Genomic DNA, 21,211 nt, shown 5'->3' on the forward strand with positions numbered 1-21,211 from the left:
ATCGTCGGTATGGCCTGCAGAATGCCGGGTGCGGCGGATCTCGACAGTTTCTGGCGGTTGCTGCACGAGGGACATGACGCGGTCGGGGCAGCGCCCGACGACCGGTCCGGTCTCACCGAACGCGCCGGATTCCTGGACGGGGCCGGCGAATACGATCCGGACTTCTTCGGCGTTTCACCGAATGAGGCACGGGCACTCGACCCACAGCAGCTGCTGGCCCTCGAATTGAGCTGGGCGGCACTCGAAGACGCGGGCGCGACCCTGGAACGTCGCGCCGGGCTGCGCAGCGCGGTGTTCTTCGGCTGCACGGGTAGTGATTTCACCGAACTCGCCGCGCTGCGGGGTGGCGAGGGGGTGACCCGCCACTCGCTGTGGGGGTCGAGTCGCGGCATCATCGCCAACCGCGTGTCCAACTTCTTCGGCCTCACCGGTCCCAGCCTCGTGGTGGACAGCGGGCAGTCGTCGTCGCTGGTCGCGGTGCATCTGGCCGTCGAGAGCCTGCGCAGCGGTGAGACCGAACTGGCGCTGGCCGGTGGCGTGAACCTGATTCTGTCCGCGCGCAGTGGCGATCGCATCGCCGAATTCGGCGCGCAGTCCGCGACCGGAAAGTGCCGCGTATTCGATGCCGCGGCCGATGGTTTCGTGCGGGGCGAGGGCGGCGGCGTCGTGGTGCTGAAGCCGCTGGACCGCGCCTTGGCAGACCGCGACCGGGTGTACGCGGTGATCCGCGGCACGGCCGCCAACAACGGCAACGAGCACGGCGTACTCAGCGCGCCGAGCCAGGCCGCGCAGGAAGACGCCATCCGGGCGGCGCTCGCCGGTGCCGCGGTGGACGCCGGGTCGGTGCAGTACATCGAACTGCACGGCACCGGCACCCCGGCCGGTGATCCGGTCGAGGCCGCCGCGCTCGGCGCGGTGTACGGCGCGGGCCGCACGGACGCGCTGGCCGTCGGCTCGGTGAAGTCCAACATCGGGCACCTGGAGGCTGCGGCAGGCATCGCCGGGCTGATCAAGACCGCGCTGTGTCTGCATCGCGGCAGTCTCGTTCCCAGCCTGCACTTTCAGGCGCCGAATCCGCGGATCCCGCTGGCGGAGCTGCGTCTTCGGGTAGTCACCGAGGTCGAGTCGTGGACCGATGCGCCGATCCGCCGCGCGGGCGTCTCCGCCTTCGGCATGGGTGGCACGAACGTCCACGCCCTGCTCGAGGCCGCACCCGCGACGGCCACCGCGGAGCACGGGATCACCGCGGAATCCGCCGTGACCTGGGTGCTATCGGCGCACAGCGACACCGCGATCACCGATCAGGCCGCCCGGCTCGGTGACTGGGTGGCCGCACGGCCCGACGCCGACCCCGCCGACATCGCGCACTCCCTGCTGCGCACCCGCTCCCAGCTGCCATGGCGGGCCGCCGTCGTCGGCCGCGACCGCGCCACCCTGCTCGCCGGGCTCAGCGCCCTGACCGACCCCGACGCCGCGGACGCCGCGGCGGTGCCACCGGGGCGCGCGGTGCCGCGCCGGGTCGCCTTCGTATTCCCGGGCCAGGGCAGTCAATGGGAGGGTATGGCCGCCGAACTGCTCGCCGACGGCGGCGAATTCGCCGCCGCGATCGCGGATTGCGAGGCGGCGCTCGCGCCGTTCGTCGACTGGTCGCTCACCGATGTGCTGCGCGCAGTACCCGGTGCGCCGTCGCTGGAGCGGGTGGACGTCGTGCAGCCTGCGCTGTTCTCGGTGATGGTGTCGCTGGCCCGGCACTGGCGGGCCGCGGGGGTGGAACCGGCCGCGGTGGTCGGACATTCGCAGGGCGAGATCGCGGCCGCGTACCTCGCGGGCGCGCTGTCGCTGGACGACGCGGCGCGCGTCGTCGCGCTGCGGTCGCGCGCGGTCGCCGAAGGTCTGGCCGGGCACGGCGGGATGGCATCGATCGGTCTCGGCGCCGAGGCTGCCCGGACGCGGCTCGCGGCCTACGGTGAACGGCTGTCGCTGGCAGCGGTCAACGGGCCCGCGCAGACGGTGATCGCGGGCGACACCGCCGCCCTCGCCGAATTCCTGGCCGACTGTGACCGAGATAGTGTGTGGGCCAGGGCAATTCCGGTGGACTACCCGTCTCATTCGCGGGCCGTTGAGCGCCTGCGGGAGCGGCTACTCGACGAATTGGCGCCGATCGAGCCGCGCGCCGCCACGACCGAGTTCGTCTCCACCGTCACCGCCGCGCCGTTGGATACCACGACCCTCGGCGCCGCCTACTGGTATCGGTCGCTGCGCGAACCGGTTCGGTTCGCCGACGCCGTACAGACGTTGGCGGATTCCGGTATCGACGCCTTTCTCGAGATGAGCCCGCATCCGGTGCTCACCATGGGCGTAGAGCTCACCGTGCAGTCGATCGGCCGGGGTGAGCAGACGGCAGTACTCGGAACGCTACAGCGAGGACGGGGCGGGCCGGAGCAGTTCGCTACCGCCCTCGCCGCCGCGCACTGCCTCGGCGTCACCGTCGATCCGACGGTGCTCGCACCCATCGCCGCCAGCATCGACTTGCCCTCCTATGTCTTCGCCCGCCACACCGTCTGGCAGCAGGGCGATGGTGTCGTGACGCCGTCTGTCATTTCCACGCCGAAGGCGACTGCCTCCGCACGACCCGCCGTGACCAGCGAGTTCGCGCAGCGGCTCGCGCGGACTCCTGAGCGCGACCGCGACGCCGTGGTGCTCGCCGCGGTCCGCGAGCACGCTGCCGCGGTGCTCGGCCATGCCGACGCCGACGCGATCGACCCGCAGTTGCCGTTCACCAAGCTCGGGTTCGACTCCGTCAGCGGCGTCGAACTGCGCGACCGTCTGGTCCGCGCGACCGGGGCGAGGCTCCCGCGCACGTTGGTATTCGACCATCCCACCGCCACCGCTGTCGCGGGGCTGCTGCGTCGTTCGCTCGACGGCGTCGCCGGTGCCGCCGTGCGGATGACCCATCGCGCACAGACCTCCGAGCCGATCGCGATCGTCGGGATGAGCTGCCGTTTTCCGGGTGGCGTTCGCTCGGCGAAGGAGCTGTGGGAGCTGGTCTCGCAGGGCCGAGACGCCATCGGCCCATTCCCGACTGACCGCGGCTGGGATCTGGAGCGGCTGTTCGATCCCGACCCCGACAACCCAGGCACGGTGTACACCCGCGAGGGCGGATTCCTCGCCGACGCCGCAGGATTCGACGCCGAGTTCTTCGGCATCAGCCCGCGCGAGGCGTCGGCGATGGATCCCCAGCAGCGACTCATGCTCGAAGCTGCCTGGGAGGCGGTGGAGGACGCGGGTGTCGACCCGCAGACGCTACACGGTACGGACGCAGGCGTCTTCGTCGGTGCTTGCTCCTCCGGCTACTCACAGCGCGTGGTCGGTGACCTGGAGGGCTACCGGCTCACCGGAACCTCGCACAGCGTCGTCTCGGGTCGAGTCGCCTACACGCTGGGCCTGGAGGGGCCGGCGGTGACCGTCGACACGGCGTGTTCGTCGTCGCTGGTCGCCTTGCACCTGGCCTGCCAGTCGCTGCGCAGTGGTGAGGCGTCGCTGGCGCTGGCCGGTGGCGTCACCGTGGCCGCGAGCCCGAATCTCTACGTGGACTTCGCGCGACAGCGCGGGCTGTCGCCGGATGCGCGCAGCAAGGCCTTCGCTGCCGCCGCCGACGGCGTCGTGTGGTCCGAAGGGGTCGGTGTGGTCGCGTTGATGCGGCTCTCGGACGCACAGCGGCTCGGACATCACGTTCTGGCGGTGGTGCGCGGGAGTGCGGTCAATCAGGATGGTGCGAGTAACGGGTTGACCGCGCCGAACGGTCCGTCGCAGGAGCGGGTGATCGCGCAGGCGCTGGCCAATGCGGGGCTGGCCGCAGCCGATGTCGACGCGGTCGAAGCGCACGGCACGGGCACCGCCCTCGGTGATCCCATCGAGGCGCAGGCGCTGATTGCCGCCTATGGGCAGGATCGCGCGGAGCCGTTGCGGATCGGATCGTTGAAGTCGAATATCGGGCATGCGGTCGCGGTCGCCGGTGTCGGCGGTGTGATCAAGATGGTGCAGGCACTGCGGCACGAAACGTTGCCCGCGACCCTGCATGTGGATGCGCCGACGCCGCATGTGGATTGGTCTGCGGGTGCGGTACGCCTGCTGACGGACTCGGAGTCGTGGCCTAAGGGTGATCGGGTGCGTCGGGCGGGTGTGTCGTCGTTCGGGATCAGTGGCACGAACGCGCATGTGATCCTCGAAGAAGCGCCGCCCCCTGTGCCAGCGCTCGGTGGTTCGCGGCCGGCTTCGTCGGGCGGCGCCGCAGCGGTATCGGGTGGCGCGGACGAGAGCGGTGCGGTGAGTGTTGCTGCCCCGCTGTTGGTGTCGGCGAAGTCGGAGTCGGCGTTGCGGGCGCAGGCGCTGCGGCTGCACGACTGGCTACAGGAGAACCGCGACGCGGAGCTGTCGGATGTCGCGGCGGCGCAGTGGAATTCGCGTGCGCAGTTGGATCATCGGGGGGCGGTGTTCGGGCGTGATCGTGAGGAGCTATCGGCCGCGCTTGCGGGGTTGGCTTCTGGTGTGAGTGGTTCCGGTGTTGTTGACGGGGTGGTGGGAACGGGGAAGTCTGCGTTCCTGTTCACGGGTCAGGGTGCGCAGCGAGTGGGGATGGGTGCTGGCTTATATGCCGGGTTCCCGGTGTTCGCTGCCGCGTTGGATGAGGTGTGTGCGGAGTTCGATGCGTTGCTGGGTGTTTCGCTGCGGGCGGTGATGTTCGGCGATGGCTTGGGGAGCGGTGCCGACGTCGAGCGGGTCGTGCCCGGTGATGCCTCCGATCGTCCCGGTGGTGTCGGCGATGACGCCGAGCACCCGGGCTTGTTGGATCGGACGGAGTTCACTCAGCCCGCGTTGTTCGCGTTCGAGGTGGCGTTGTTCCGGCTGGTCGAGTCGTTCGGTGTGGTGCCAGATGTCGTGGCGGGTCATTCGATCGGTGAGCTGGTGGCTGCGTATGTGGCTGGTGTGTGGAGTCTGTCGGATGCGTGTCGACTTGTTGCAGCGCGTGGTCGTTTGATGGGTGGCTTGCCTGAGGGTGGGGCGATGTTGGCGGCCGCGGTGACCGAGGAGCGGGCGCTGGAGGTGCTGGCGTCCGGAACCGGTCCCGAAGGCGGGGCTGCCTCGTGGGTCGGTGTTGTGTCTCTGGCGGCGGTGAATGCTCCGAACGCGGTGGTGTTCTCCGGTGCGGTCGAGGCTGTTTCCGCGCTTCGGGAGTCGCTGACGGCCGAGGGCGTGAAGTCGAGTCGGCTGCGGGTGAGTCATGCGTTCCACTCCGAACTCATGCAGCCGATGCTCGCCGAATTCGAACAGATCGCCGCCGAGGTCGACTATCACCCGCCGCGAATTCCGGTGGTCTCGAACGTGTCCGGTGTCGCCGCCGGCGACGAGCTACTCACCCCGCAGTACTGGGCGGCGCAGGTGCGGGCCACTGTGCGGTTCGCGCCCGGCGTGCAGTCCTTGCTCGACGCCGGTGTCAAGCGCTTTCTCGAGCTCGGCCCCGACGCGGTGCTGACAGCGATGACCCGTCAGACGCTGCCCGCCGAACTCGACGCCGAGGTGCTCGCCGTCGCCTGCGCGCGCCGGACCGCCGACGAGGCGACACAGCTCACCTCGGCGCTCGCGGCACTGCACTGCGCCGGTACCGCGGTGGACTGGGCGCCGCTGTTCGCGAACCGTCCCGCCACCCGGCTCGAACTGCCCGCCTACGCTTTCCAACATCGGCGCTACTGGTTGGCCGCGGCGCCGAGGGACACCGACTCCACCGCGCATCCGCTGCTCACCGGGGTCGTTCCGATCGCGGGTACGGACGAATGGATGTTCACCGGCCGCATCTCGATGCGGGCTCAGCCGTGGGTAGCCGACCACATGACCTACGGTGTCATCGTCGTCCCGAGCGCCACCCTGGTGCAGTTCCTGATGACGGCAGGCGACCGGATCGGCTGTGGCGTCGTCGACGAGCTGACGTTGCATGCCCCGATGCTGCCCACCGAGGACAGCGAGATCGAACTGCAGGTCGCGGTGCAGGACCCCGACGGCAGCGGTCGTCGGTCCTTCGTGTTCTCGTTCCGCCTCGTCGACGGCGCGGGCGACGGCGAGTGGGTGCGCAACGCCAGCGGCATGCTGGCGCCCGTCTGGTCCGGGAGTGACGCACTGCTCGAACAGCTGCGCACCGAACCGTGGCCACCCGCCGACGCCGAAATCCTGGCACCCGCCTGGGTTCCCGAGCAGATCGCACTCGGCTCCGGACTGGAGTACGGGCCGGCGTTTCTCGGCGTCGATGCCGCGTGGCAGCGCGGCGGTGCCGTGTACTCCGAGATCACCCTCGATACAGCCGCCGCCCCCGACACGCGCCGCTTCGGCCTGCATCCGGCGCTGCTGGACCTGGTGATGCATGCCGGCCTCGCCGGCTTGATCTGGCGCGACGCCGACGGCGACCCGTCCGCCGGACGATTGCTGTTCCGCTGGGGTGGGGCCCGCATGCACGCCGCCGCACCCGCCGCGACCTCGCTCCGGGTGCTCGCCGTATCGACCGGGGCGGAGACCATCTCGGTCGCCGCGGTCGACGCGGCCGGAAACCCGGTGGTGTCCGTCGACGCAGTCGTCATGCGGCCCTACGATGTGAACGCGTTCCGTGCCGAACTGCCCGGCGCTGTCGCGACTCTGCTCGAGCTCGACTGGGTACAGATTCCGGCCACCGCAGGCCCGGCTCCGACTCTTGCCGCCCTTGGCGCGGCGGTCGCCAACATCGACGCGCGGTATCCGACTACCGCGGAACTCGTCGCAGCGGAGAACATCCCGGATGTCGTGGTGTGGCACGCCCCCGTCATCGACGCGGCGGACGCGGAAACGGCGCTCGAACTGGTACAGACGGCGCACACGCTGCTGCGCGAGTGGCTCGCCGAACCTCGTTACTCCGCTGCCCGACTGGTGCTGGTCACCCGTGGCGCCGTGGCGGCGGGCTCGGTTTCACCGGATCCGGCGACCGCCGCGATCTGGGGTGTGGTGCGCAGTGCGCAGTCCGAACATCCCGGACGTTTCACGCTGCTCGACCTCGACCCGAAGGCGTGCGCGGAGCCCCTGGACGGCGCCGCTGCCGCGGCAGTCATCGCCACCGCGGAACCCCAACTGGCGCTGCGGAATGCGGTGCTACTGGCGCCGCGCCTCGTCGGCGCTCCCACGAACACCGACCGGCCCGACTTCGGCACCGGCACCGTGCTCGTCACCGGCGGCACCGGCGGACTCGGCGCGATCGTCGCCCGTCACCTGGTCCGGGCGCACGGCGTGCGCGGTCTGTTGCTGGTCTCCCGGCGCGGCCCGGCCGCACCCGGCGCCGACGCGCTGACCGTCGAGCTCGCCGAACTGGGCGCCGATGTTCGGGTGCAAGCCTGCGACGTCGCCGACCCCGACGCGTTGGCCGCATTGCTGAATGCCGTCGGCGGCGAACTGACCGGCGTCGTGCACACGGCTGGTGTGCTCGACGACGCCGCCGTGCACACTCTCACTCCTCGTCAGCTCGAGCGCGTCTTCGCACCGAAGGCCGCGGCGGCTTGGCAGCTGCATCAGCTCACCCGCGAGCTCGACCTGTCGGCTTTCGTCCTGTTCTCCTCCGCCGCCGCACTGCTGGGCTCAGCGGGCCAGGCGAACTACGCCGCCGCCAATGCCTACCTCGACGCGCTGGCGCAGCATCGACGCGCGGCGGGGCTGCCCGCGACCGCGCTGGCCTGGGGCCCGTGGGAGCAGAGCAGCGGCATGACCGCCGGCTTGGACGGGGCCGGACTGGCCCGTTGGGAGCGGTGGGGGCTGCATCAGCTGCATGCCGTCGACGGCATGCGCCTGTTCGATGCTGCCGTGGCAGGTGGGGCCGCGCACCTGGCGCCGGTGCGATTCGACGCCGGCGCCCTGCGCCGGACTACCGACGTCGACGCGGTGCCTGCGGTGCTGCACGGCTTCGTTCGCCGCGCGACCCCGACTGCGGCCGCCGACACCGGCTCGCTCGGCGCCCGGCTTGCGCAGGCCCCGGTCGAGCGACATGCCGCCGTGGTGCTGGATCTGGTGCGCGCGGAGGCGGCGACGGTGCTGGGGCACGCCTCGGCCAACGACATTCGTCCCGACCAGGGTTTCGACGAGCTCGGTTTCGACTCCCTCGGCGGCGTCGAATTCCGCAACCGCCTTGCCAAGGCCACAGGAGTGGCGCTGCCGTCCACTCTGGTGTTCGACTATCCGACCGCCGCGGCGGTCGCGGCGATGCTGCTGTCGAAAGTCGACGGTGCCGCCGCCCTGCAGGCACGGCCCGCACCCCGCCGGGTCCGTGCCGACGAGCCGATCGCGATCGTCGGCATGAGCTGCCGTTACCCGGGCGGGGTCGAAACACCCGAACAGCTCTGGGAACTGGTGGCTTCGGAAACCGACGCGATCGGACCGTTTCCGACCGATCGCGGCTGGGACCTGGACCGGCTGTTCGACCCGGATCCCGACCAGCCGGGCACCGTGTACACCCGGCACGGCGGATTCCTGTACAACGCAGGCGAATTCGATCCCGCCTTCTTCGGCATCAGCCCCCGCGAGGCGCTGGCCATGGACCCGCAGCAGCGGCTGCTGCTCGAGACCAGCTGGGATGCGCTCGCCGACGCGGGCATCGACCCGTCGACGTTGCGCGGCACCGATGCGGGCGTCTACACCGGCGCCTGCACCTCGGACTACAACACGCGAGTCACCGGCGATCTCGAAGGATTCCGACTCACCGGCACCACGCACAGCGTGATCTCGGGGCGGGTGTCCTACGTGTTCGGACTCGAGGGTCCGGCGGTGACAGTGGATACCGCCTGCTCGTCATCGCTGGTGACGCTGCACTTGGCGTGCCAGGCGCTGCGGCAGGGCGAGACGTCGCTGGCGCTGGCCGGTGGCGTTACGGTGGCCGCCAGCCCCTACCTGTACCAGGACTTCGCGCGCCAGCGCGGCCTGTCGCCGGACGGGCGGTCCAAGGCGTTCTCCGCCGCTGCCGACGGCGTCGCGTTTTCCGAGGGCGTCGGTGTGCTCGTCCTGATGCGGTTGTCGGATGCGCAGCGGCTCGGCCACCGGGTGCTCGCGGTGGTGCGTGGCACCGCGGTGAACCAGGACGGCGCAAGTAACGGCCTCACGGCGCCGAACGGTCCGTCGCAGGAGCGCGTGATCGCGCAGGCCCTCGCGAACGCCGGACTGACGCCGCTCGACGTCGACGCCGTCGAAGCGCACGGCACAGGCACCACGCTCGGGGACCCGATCGAGGCGCAGGCGTTGATCAACGCCTACGGGCAGGGTCGAACGGAGCCGCTGCGCATCGGATCGTTCAAATCGAATGTGGGTCACACCGTCGCCGCGGCAGGCGTCGGTGGCGTGATCAAGATGGTGCAGGCGCTGCGGCACGAGACATTGCCCGCGACCTTGCACGTGGATGCGCCGTCGCCGTATGTCGACTGGTCGACGGGCGCGGTTCGAGTTCTCACCGAGGCCGAGCCGTGGCCCGCGGGCGACCGCCCGCGTCGGGCCGGAGTCTCGTCGTTCGGCGTCAGCGGCACCAATGTGCACGCCATTCTCGAAGAGGCACCGGAACCGTGGCCGACCGTCGACGCGTCAGCACCGCAGACGCATTCGGAGTTTGTTCCCTGGGTGGTGACCGCGTCGTCGGAGGCGGCGTTGGCTGCGCAGGCACAGCGCCTGCACACCTGGCTGCGGACACAGCCGGGCAGTACGTCAACCGAGTCCATCGACGGCAGTGCCGATGTCGATGCCGTCGACGTGGCCGCCGCGCTGCTGCGGACGCGGGCGCAGCTGGAATTCCGCGCGTCCGTCGTCGGCCGCGACCGTGGCGAGTTGCTGGCCGGTCTGGCCCGCCTCGCGGCCGGGGATGTCGATGTCTCGGTCAGTACGGCAGCCGCTGGCGACACAGCGTTCCTGTTCACGGGTCAGGGTGCGCAGCGGGTCGGGATGGGTGCCGGGTTGTCTGCGGCGTTCCCGGTGTTCGCTGCGGCTTTGGACGAGGTCTGTGCGGAGTTCGATGCGTCGTTGGGTGTTTCGCTGCGTGCGGTGATGTTCGGCGAGGATGGCTCGCGAGAAGGTGGGGCTGGGGTCGACCGGGTCGTCGCCGATGACGCTGCGGGTGTGTTGGATCGGACGGAGTTCACGCAGCCTGCGTTGTTCGCGTTCGAGGTGGCGTTGTTCCGGTTGATCGAGTCGTTCGGTGTCACTGCGGATGTGGTGGCTGGTCATTCGATCGGCGAGTTGGCTGCGGCGTATGTGGCTGGTGTGTGGAGTCTGTCGGATGCGTGTCGTTTGGTTGCTGCGCGTGGTCGTTTGATGGGTGCTCTGCCTTCGGGTGGGGCGATGTTGGCGGCTGCGGTGACCGAGGAGCGGGCGCTGGAGTTGCTGGCGGCCGGGATCTGGGTCGTTGAAGGTGTTGAGGCAGAGGCTGTTTCGGCGCCGGGTTCGGTGTCTTTGGCGGCGGTGAATGCTCCGGATGCGGTGGTGTTCTCCGGTGCGGTTGCGGCGATTTCGGTGCTCGAGGCTCAGCTGAGGGCTGATGGGGTGAAGACGAGCCGGTTGTCGGTGAGTCATGCGTTCCATTCGGTGTTGATGGAACCGATGTTGGCCGAATACGAGCAGGTTGCGCGGTCGGTGGTGTACCAAGCGCCGCGTATTCGGTTGTGTTCCACGGTGTCTGGTGTATTGGCTGGTGAGGAGTTGCTGACTGCGGGGTATTGGGTGGAGCAGGTGCGTGCGGCGGTTCGTTTCGCGCCTGCGGTGGGTTCGTTGGTGGATTCGGGTGTGCGGCGGTTTGTCGAGCTGGGTCCGGATGCGGTGTTGACGGCGATGACGCGGCAGACCTTGCCCGAGCCGGTCGCGGCCCGCTCGGCGGTGATCGCGGCGGCCCGTCGCACGGTCGACGAGGTCGAGCAGGTCACGATGGCGCTCGCGGACGCACACTGTGCCGGCCTGGCCATCGACTGGGCGCCGCTGTTCGCCGGCCGCGACGTGCGGCGAGTATCGTTGCCCGCCTACGCGTTCCAGCATGAGCGCTTCTGGCTGCCGCCCCGCCCGCACGCCGATGGCGTTCCGGCGGACAGCGACCAAGGGCATCCGATGCTCACCGAGGTCGTTCCGGTCGCGGGCCGTGACGAGTACCTGTTCACCGGGCGAGTGTCACAGCAGACCCATCCGTGGCTCGCCGACCACGCCACCTACGGCGTCGTGCTCATGCCGAGTGCCGCGCTCATGGAAATGCTGCTGGCGGCCGCCGCCGAGGTCGGCTGCGCCGGCGTCGAGGAGCTCACGCTCGAGGCGCCCGTGCTACCGCCCGATGTCGGCGAGGTGCGGCTCCAGGTGCTGGTCGAGGCACCGGATGAGCAGGGCAGGCGCCCCTTCGTGTTCTCCTATCGGGTCGGCGAGGGGGACTGGGTGCGCAACGCCAGCGGCGTGCTGACCCCGGATCGGCCGGCGACCGAATCGCTCATGGAGCGGTTGCGCGCCGAGGCGTGGCCGCCCGTCGGGGCGACACCTGTCGCACCGGAATGGATTCCGGCGCAGGTGGCGCGCGCTGCCGGGCTTGAGTACGGTCCGTCGTTCATCGGCGTGCGGGCCGCATGGCAGCGCGGCGACGAGGTGTTCTCCGAGATCGTGCTCGATGGCGAGCCCGGCGGCTTCGACCTGCATCCGGCGCTGTTCGACATGATCATGCACGCTGGTCTGGCCTGCTTGATCTGGCCTGAACGCGACGGCGACCCGACCGAGGGCCGACTGCTGTTCCGGTGGGGCGGGACCCGATTCCATGACGTGCGAAAGGCGACGACGCTGCGCGTGCTCGCCATCGCCGACGGTGCCGAGACCATCTCGGTCGCTGCGATCGATCCGGCCGGACGCCCCGTCGTCTCGATCGACGAGGCCGTGATGCGTGCCTACGACGTCGAGCAGTTCCGGAGTTCGCTCGGCGCGGGCAAGCACGAGATCTATGAACTGGACTGGGTGCCGGTGACCGACATCGCCGCCGGGACCGAACGGCTCGCCTCGCTCGGCGAGATCTCGCTGGTCGATGTCGCACAACAGTATTCCGACATCGACGCACTCGCGGCTGCCACCGACCTGCCGACCGTGGTGGCGTGGGCGCCCGCGGCAGCGGCCACGACCGCCACCGAGGTATCCGCGCGGACTACGGCGGCATCGGCGACCCTGCAACGGTGGCTGCGCGAGGACCGGTTCGCTGACCGCACGCTCGTAGTGCTCACCCGCGACGGCGCCGGACTGCCCGGCGAGACGCCCGACCTCGCGGCCGCGGCGATTCGCGGACTGGTTCGCGTCGCGCAGACCGAATACCCGGACCGGATCGTCCAGCTCGACTGGTCCGGCGCGCCCCCGCACGCCGACACGGTGCGTGCCGCCCTGGCAGCCGAGGAGCCGCAGCTGGCGGTGCGCGGCGACCGGCTCGTGGCGCCGCGGTTGACGGTGGCAGACCGAGTGGGCCCGGCGCCGAAATTCGGCGCGGGCACGGTGTTGATCACCGGCGGCGTCGGCGGCCTCGGTGCCGACCTGGCACGTCACCTCGTGCGTCGGCTCGGCGTCCGCAAGCTCTTGCTGACCTCGCGTCGCGGTGCTGCGGCGCCGGGCACCGCGGAACTGGTGAACGAGCTCGCCGAACTCGGCGCAGCCGTGCGCGTCGTGGCCTGCGATGTCGCCGACCGCGACGCCACAGCCGCGCTACTCGCATCGATTCCGGCCGATCAGCCGCTCACCGCGGTCGTGCACGCGGCCGGCGTGCTCGACGACGCCGCGTTCGCGACCTTGACGCCCGAGCAACTGGCTCGGGTCATGGCTCCGAAGGTCGACGGGGCCTGGCATCTGCACGAGCTGACCGCGGATCAGCCACTGTCGGCGTTCGTGCTGTTCTCCTCGATCGCCGGCGTCATCGGCACGGCCGGGCAGGCGAACTACGCCGCCGCCAACGCATTCCTGGACGCGCTGGCCCAGCGTCGACACGCCGCCGGTCTGCCCGCGACCGCGCTGGCGTGGGGTCCGTGGGAAGGCGGCGGCATGGCGGGCGGACTGGCGGCCACCGACCTGACCCGGCTGACGCGCCTCGGACTAGTCCCGATCGAGCAGACCGCGGGCTGGCGGATGTTCGACACGGCGGTCGCCGCGAACACCGCGGTGTCGGTGCCGCTGAACTTCGACGTGAACGAGCTCCGGCTGGCCGCGCACAGCACGACCACGCCCGCGGTATTGCGCGCGTTCGTGGGCCGCCGAGCGCGGACGAGCGCGTCGGCGACCGCCACGTTGAGCGCTCGGCTCGCCGCCGCGCCCGAGGCGCGTCGGGAAGCGGTGGTGCTCGACGTCGTGCGCGAGCAGGCGGCGGCGGTGCTCGGCTATGCCTCGCCCGACGACGTTCGCGCCGACCAGGGCTTCGACGAGCTCGGCTTCGATTCCCTCGGCGGCATCGAATTCCGCAACCGCCTCGCCAAGGCCACCGGACTGTCGCTGCCGTCGACGCTCGTGTTCGACTACCCGACCGCGACCGACCTGGCGGGCTACCTGTACAAGCAAGCCGCCCATCAGGTTCCGTCGGCACCGCCAGTTCTGCCCGCTGTGTCTTCGGCCGACCTGGCCCGGCTGGAGTCACTGCTCGACGACATCCTGGCGCAGGTCCACGGAGACGAAGACGCCGCGTCCGGACTGCGCGGCATCAGTGAACGACTGCTTTCGCATCTGGGCGAAAGTGCCGGCTCGGAGTCGTATGACGACATCGAGTCCAGCTCCGATGTGGAGCTTCTGGAAATGATCGATGAGGAGTTTGGACACCTATGAGCGCCACGCAACGGTCTGAAAGCAGCGAAGAGCGGCTCAGCAGGTACCTTCGCAAGCTCACGGGCGACTTGCGCACCGCGACCAAGCGCATCGCCGAACTGGAGGCCCAGTCCGGCGAGCCCCTCGCGATCGTCGGCATGAGCTGCCGGTACCCGGGTGGTGTCCGCACCCCCGAACAGCTGTGGCAGCTGGTCGAATCCGGTGTCGACGCGGTCGGTCCCTTCCCGACCGGCCGCGGCTGGGACCTGGAGCGATTGTTCGATCCTGACCCCGACGCCGCAGGCACCATCTATACCCGCGAGGGCGGATTCCTCGACGGCGTCGGCGAATTCGATCCCGGCTTCTTCGGAATTGGGCCGCGCGAGGCCGCGGTGATGGACCCGCAGCAGCGACTGATGCTCGAAGCCTCATGGGAGGCGCTCGAGGACGCCGGCATCGATCCGATCTCCCTGCGTGGCAGCGACGTCGGGGTGTTCGCCGGGGTGATCCACCAGCCCTACGGGGACCGGATCGGCGCCGGAGTGATGTCCGCGGAGACCGAAGGCCATGCGTACCTGGGTGTCTCGGCGAGCGTGTTGTCCGGTCGGGTGGCCTACACCTTCGGGTTCAAAGGACCCGCGCTGTCGGTCGACACCGCGTGCTCGTCGTCGCTGGTCGCGCTGCACCTGGCAGGTCAGGCGCTGCGCCAGGGCGACGCGTCGCTGGCGCTGGTCGGCGGCGTCACCGTGATGCCCGATCCGACACTGCTCATCGCGTTCGCCCGCCAGCGCGCGCTGTCACCGGACGCGCGCTGCAAGGCGTTCGCCGCAGCCGCGGACGGCACCGGCTTCTCCGAAGGGCTCGGCCTGCTCGTCGTCGAACGTCTTTCGGACGCACAGCGACTCGGCCACCGCGTGCTCGCCGTGATCCGCGGCAGCGCGGTCAACCAGGACGGCGCCAGCAACCGGCTCACCGCCCCCAACGGCCCGGCCCAGGAGGCGGTGATCCGGGCGGCGCTCGCGAACGCCGGGCTGGCGCCTGCTGATGTCGACGCGGTGGAGGGGCACGGCACCGGCACCACCCTCGGCGACCCGATCGAAGCGCAGGCCCTGGTCGCTGCCTACGGACCCGGCCGCACGGAGCCGCTGCGCCTCGGCTCGCTGAAATCCAATATCGGCCACACGTCCGCGGCCGCGGGCGTGGGCGGGGTGATCAAGATGGTGCAGGCGCTGCGGCACGGCACCCTGCCTGCCACCCTGCACGTCGATGCCCCCACCCCGCACGTGGACTGGAGCGTGGGCACGGTGCGGCTGCTCGCCGGCAACGAGCCGTGGCCTGCGGGCGAGCGCGTGCGCCGCGCCGGTGTCTCCTCCTTCGGCGCCAGCGGCACCAACGCGCACGTGATCCTCGAAGAGGCTCCCGCCCCGACCGCGTCCGCGCCGACCGAGGCCGGGTCAGGGATATGGGCAGGGGCCGCGCTGCCACTGCTGCTGTCCGCGAAATCCGAGGCCGGTCTGCGCGGTCAGGCGGAGACGCTGCGCCGGTGGCTGGTCGAACGGCCCGACCAGGATCTCGCCGCGACGGCGACCGCCTTGGCAGCGACCCGTGCCCACTTGGAATGGCGCGCCGCGGTGGCCTCGACCGACCGGGCCGAGGTGCTCGCCGGTCTCGCCGCCCTCGCCGAATCGGCGCCGGTTGTCGCCTCGGACACAGTGAGCCTCGGCCGCGCTGTCTCCCGCAAGACGGTTTTCGTCTTTCCCGGACAGGGCAGCCAGTGGGCCGGGATGGCCGCCGAACTGCTCGCCGCCGACGGGCCGTTCGCGGCGTCGATCGCGGCGTGTGAATCGGCACTGGCGCCGTTCGTCGACTGGTCGCTGACCGAGGTGCTGCGCGCGGAGCCCGGCGCCCCGGCACTGGACCGAGTCGACGTCGTGCAGCCCGCGCTGTTCGCCGTGATGGTGTCGCTCGCCGCACAGTGGCGTGCCGAGGGCGTGGAACCCGACGCGGTGATCGGCCATTCGCAGGGCGAGATCGCCGCCGCCTGTGTCGCAGGCGCACTCACGCTGGACGACGCGGCGCGCGTCGTCGCGCTGCGCAGTCGCGCCATCGCCGAAGACCTCGCCGGACTCGGAACCATGACCTCGGTCGGTCTCGGCAGCCAGGCGGTGTGTGAACGCCTCGCCGCCTACGGCGACCGGCTGTCGCTGGCCGCCGAGAACGGCCCCCGCCAGACGGTGATCGCCGGAGAACTCGCGGCGACCGACGAATTCCTGGCAGCCTGCGAGCGCGACGGCGTGTGGGCCCGTCGCATCCCGGTGGACTACCCGTCGCACTCGAAGGCCGTCGAAGGGCTGCGCGAGCGCATTCTCACCGATCTGGCTCCGCTGCGTCCGCGCGCGTCGACGATCCCCTTCTACTCCACAGTGCACGCCGACTACCTCGACACCACGACGCTGGATGCCGCGTACTGGTACCGATCGCTGCGCGAGCCGGTGCGGTTCGCCGAATCGATTCGAAACCTGATGCGCGCCGGTGTCACCGGCTTTCTCGAGGCCAGCCCACATCCGGTACTGACCATCGGCGTGGAAAGTGTCGCCGACGAGATCGGCATGGCCGAGCGGATCAGTGTGCTCGGCACACTGCGCCGCGAGCACGGCGGCCCCGCGCAGTTCGCCGCCGCCCTCGCCCGCGCACACGTCGCCGGTGCGCCGGTGCGACGCCCGACGGCCGCGCCGAACGACCTGCCACCGCTGCCGACGTATTCCTTTGTCCACCAGCATTACTGGACAGATACTCCGATGGTCGGCGTCGGCGACGTGACGGCCGCCGGACTGGTCGTCCCCGCCCATCCGCTGCTCGGCGTCGCCGCCGAACTCGCGGGCCGCGGGGAATGGGTGTTCGCCGGCAGCCTGTCGCGCGCCACCCAGCCGTGGCTGGCGGATCACCAGGTCTTCGGCTCTGTCGTCGTGCCCGGTACGGCGTTGGCCGAGATGGCGCTGTGCGCAGGGACACAACTGGACTGCGCCCAGCTGGAGGAGCTCACCTTCGCGACGCCGTTGCTGCTCGGCGACGGTGTCGTCGAGGTGCAGCTCGCTGTCGGCAGCAGCGACGACTGTGGTAGGCGCACGGTTGCGGTGTACTCGCGGGTCGCCGCCGCAGCGGGGGAGTCCGGGTGGACTCTGCATGCCGAAGGTGTGCTCGCACCGTCCGCCGACGTCGCTCGATCACCGTGGGACGGCACCGACTGGCCGCCGACCTACGCCGAATCGCTGACCGGCGAGGCCCTCTACGACCAGCTGGCAGACATGGGCTTCGGCTACGGACCCGTTTTCCAGGGCGTGACCGCCGCCTGGCTGCACGGCGACGAGGTGCTGGCCGAGGTGTCTCTCGACCCGGCCGCCGACGCCGCCCGCTTCAGCATTCATCCGGCGCTGTTCGACGCCGCCCTCCACGGTCTGTCGCAACTGGGCTCATGGGCACCGGGCCAGCTGCCGCTGCCGTTCGCGCTCCACGGAGTCCGAGTGTTCCGGCCCGGCGCCGACGCCGTGCGGGTGCGTCTGCGGCGACTCGGTGCGGGGCAGGTGCGAATCGATGCGGCCGATGAGGCCGGCGAACCGGTGTTCGCGGTCGATGCGCTGCGAACCCGACCGATCGATCTCGCCACGCTGACCGGTACCGACAGCGCCGTGCTGTACGACGTGCGGTGGAACCGGTTGAGCGAGGGCGTAGTGTTCCGTGCGGATTCCGACGCTACCGACGTGACGGGTTTCGGCGCCACGCCCATCGATGGAATCAACTGCTGGCACGCCGATCTCGCCGAGCTGACAACCGCGCTCGACGCCCCCGACCGCGCCGTCACGCCGGTCCGGACCGTGGTGTGGACAGTGGACACGGCGCCTTCCGTGCCCGCCACCGCCGCGGGGCACGCCACGGCGACTCGTACCAGCCTGCATGCGGCGTTGGACACGGTGCGCGCCTGGCTGGTCGACGAACGATTCGCCGACGCCCGCCTGGTCGTGGTGACCCGCGGCGCCGCCGGCCTGCCCGGGGAAGCCCCGGATCTGGCCGCCGCGGCGGTGTGGGGTCTGTTGCGTAGCGCCCAGTCCGAACACCCCGGCCGCATCGTGCTGCTCGACGTCGAGCCGGCTGCCGTCGACGTCGAGCCGATCTCGGTCGCAACGATCGCGCAGGTGCTCGCCGCCGAGGAGCCACAGCTCGCTCAACGCGCTGAGGCATTGTCGGCGCCGCGCCTGCGACGCCTCGCCGCGCCCCCGCTCGGCGCATCCGACAGCGCGGCGGCTGTCGACGGCCCGCAGGCGGGGGCGGATGAAGTGCCGAGTCTCGCCGCGGGCACAGTCTTGATCACCGGCGGCACCGGCGGGCTCGGCGCCTTGACCGCCCGCCGCCTCGTCGAACGGCACGGCGTCCGAAACCTGCTGCTGACCTCGCGTCGCGGCCCGGACGCGGCAGGCGCCGCCGAACTGGTCGCCGAACTCGCCGGACTCGGCGCACACGCGCTGGTGCGGGCCTGCGACGTCGCCGACCGCGCCGCGCTGTCGGAGCTGCTGTCGCAGATCCCCGCCGACGCGCCGTTGACGGCGGTGATCCACGCCGCAGGCGTACTCGACGACGCCACGCTCACCGCGATCACCGCCGGGCAGATCGAGCGGGTGCTGGCGCCGAAAGTCGATGCCGCGCTGCATCTGCACGAGCTGACCCGGGATGCGAACTTGTCCGCATTCGTCCTGTTCTCCTCCGCCGCCGCACTGCTCGGCTCCGCGGGTCAGGCCGTCTACGCCGCCGCGAACAGTGCCCTCGACGCACTCGCGCTGCAACGGCGCGCCGCCGGGCTGCCCGCGCAGTCACTGGCGTGGGGCCCGTGGACGACGAGCAGCGAGATGACCGGTGGTCTCGGCCGGGCCGGATTCGCGCGTCTGGAACGCATGGGGTTGGCCCCGCTGACCGAAGACGTGGGCCTGGCAATGCTGGACCGGGCCCTCGGGCAAGACGAAACCCTGGTCGCAGGAGTCGAATTCGACCGTGCTGCCGTGGCGACGCTGGCGCGCGGCGGGCTGCTGCCCACCGTCCTGCACGAGCTGGCGCCGACGCGCGCCCGCCGTGCCACAGGCACCGGGGCACTGGCGCGCGCCTTGATCGCCGCCGCGGACGCCGATCGCGACGGGGTCGTGCGCGATTTCGTCGCCGGACACGCGGCCGCGGTACTCGGGCACGCCTCCGCGTCGGAGATCGACGTCGAGACCTCGTTCACCGAGCTGGGATTCGACTCGCTCGGTGGCGTCGAGTTGCGCAACCGGATCGCCACCGCGGCCGGGGTGACGCTGCCGTCGACACTCGTCTTCGACTATCCGACCGTGACGGCCGTCGCGGCGCTGGTGCGCAGCCGCCTCGACGGCGCGGAGACCGCCAGAACCCCGGCGCGCCCGACCCGCCGCGTGCGGGCCGACGAACCGATCGCGATCGTCGGCATGAGCTGCCGGTATCCGGGCGATGTCGGCTCGCCCGCCGAGCTGTGGGAGCTGCTGTTGGCGCAGACCGACGCCATCACCGAGTTCCCGGCCGACCGCGGCTGGGACCTCGAGCGACTCTTCGACCCTGACCCCGATCAGCCCGGCACCACCTATGTGACGCAGGGCGGATTCCTGCAGCGGGCGGCCGATTTCGACGCCGGCTTCTTCGGCATCGGCCCGCGCGAGGCGTCGGCGATGGACCCGCAGCAGCGGCTCTTGCTCGAAACCACCTGGGAGGCGGTGGAGGACGCGGGAATCGACCCGCAGACGCTGCACGGCACGGACGCGGGCGTCTTCGTCGGCGCCTGCTCGTCCGGTTACGCCAATCTGGTGGGCGGCGAATTGGAGGGCTACCGGCTCACCGGCGGCTCGCACAGCGTGGTCTCCGGCCGCGTCGCGTACACGCTCGGCCTGGAAGGGCCCGCGGTGACCGTCGACACGGCGTGTTCGTCGTCGCTGGTCGCACTGCACCTGGCCTGCCAGTCGCTGCGCAGTGGTGAGGCGTCGCTGGCGCTGGCAGGCGGGGTCACCGTCGCCGCGCGCCCCGACATCTTTGTCGACTTCTCGCGCCAGCGCGGGCTGTCGCCGGACGCGCGCTGCAAGTCCTTCTCCGCCGCCGCCGATGGCGTCGCCTTCGCCGAGGGCGTGGGCGTGCTGGTCCTGGAACCCCTGTCGGACGCCGTGCGCAATGGACATCACGTTCTGGCAGTGATCCGCGGCTCCGCGGTGAACCAGGACGGTGCCAGTAACGGGCTGTCCGCGCCGAACGGTCCGTCGCAGGAACGGGTGATCGCGCAGGCGCTGGCCAATGCCGGGTTGGTCCCCGCGGAGGTGGACGCGGTGGAGGCACACGGCACGGGCACGACCCTGGGCGATCCGATCGAGGCGCAGGCGTTGATCGCCGCGTACGGGCAGGATCGCGCGGAGCCGCTGCGGATCGGATCGCTGAAGTCGAACATCGGGCATGCGGTCGCGGCCGCCGGTGTCGGCGGTGTGATCAAGATGGTGCAGGCGTTGCGGCACGAGGTGTTGCCGGCGACCCTGCATGTGGATACGCCGACGCCGCAGGTGGATTGGTCCGCGGGGTCGGTGCGACTGCTCACTGAACCGGAGGCATGGACGGCGGGCGATCGTCCGCGCCGGGCGGGTGTGTCCTCGTTCGGCGTCAGCGGGACGAATGCGCACGTGATCCTGGAGGAGGCGCCGCGGCCGGCTACGGCAGGCGCTGTGCCCACGTCGGTCTCCAGGCCGGCTGGCCCCGCGGCATCGAGTGCCACGACCACGCGAGCGGCGTCGGCTCCGCTGCTGGTGTCGGCGAAGTCGGAGCCGGCATTGCGGGAGCAGGCGCGGCGGCTGCACGACTGGCTGGCGCAGAACGAGGAAGCGCGGCTCTCGGATGTGTCGGCGGCACTTCGGTATTCGCGGGCACAACTGGAGCATCGCGGCGCCGTGGTAGGGCGCGACCGCGAGCAGCTGATGACCGGACTCGCCCATCTCGCCGCAGGACAGTCGAGTCCACGCGTATTGACCGGATCGGTCGGGGCAGGCAAGACGGCGTTCCTGTTCACGGGTCAGGGTGCGCAGCGGGTCGGGATGGGTGCTGGTTTGTCTGCGGCGTTCCCGGTGTTCGCCAGCGCTTTGGACGAGGTCTGTGCGGAGTTCGATGCCCTGCTTGGTGTTTCGCTGCGTGCGGTGATGTTCGGCGAGGATGGCTCGCTGGAAGGTGGGGCCGGGGTCGACCGGGTCGCCGATGACGCCTCCGATCGAGCCGGTGGCGTCGGGACGCTGTCCGAGGACGCTGCGGGTTTGTTGGATCGGACGGAGTTCACGCAGCCGGCGTTGTTCGCGTTCGAGGT

At 70.8% G+C, this 21,211-nt stretch carries 1 protein-coding gene and 1 pseudogene (1 of these 2 only partly in view); both read left to right on the top strand.

Annotation, left to right across the window (positions count from 1 at the left end; translation table 11 throughout):
• Positions 1–13,848: pseudogene (locus BOX37_RS13500) on the top strand (SDR family NAD(P)-dependent oxidoreductase); the annotation flags it as partial.
• Positions 13,845–21,211, top strand: the 5' portion of a protein-coding gene (locus tag BOX37_RS13505; protein ID WP_071927947.1) for a type I polyketide synthase. The gene runs 9,046 nt beyond the window's last position; 7,367 of the gene's 16,413 nt are visible here — the first part of the coding sequence; it begins with the start codon at positions 13,845–13,847; its stop codon lies off the right edge, out of view. The pseudogene BOX37_RS13500 and the gene BOX37_RS13505, both read left to right, overlap by 4 nt.

It is taken from the genome of Nocardia mangyaensis, assembly GCF_001886715.1.
GTDB classification, from domain to species: domain Bacteria; phylum Actinomycetota; class Actinomycetes; order Mycobacteriales; family Mycobacteriaceae; genus Nocardia; species Nocardia mangyaensis.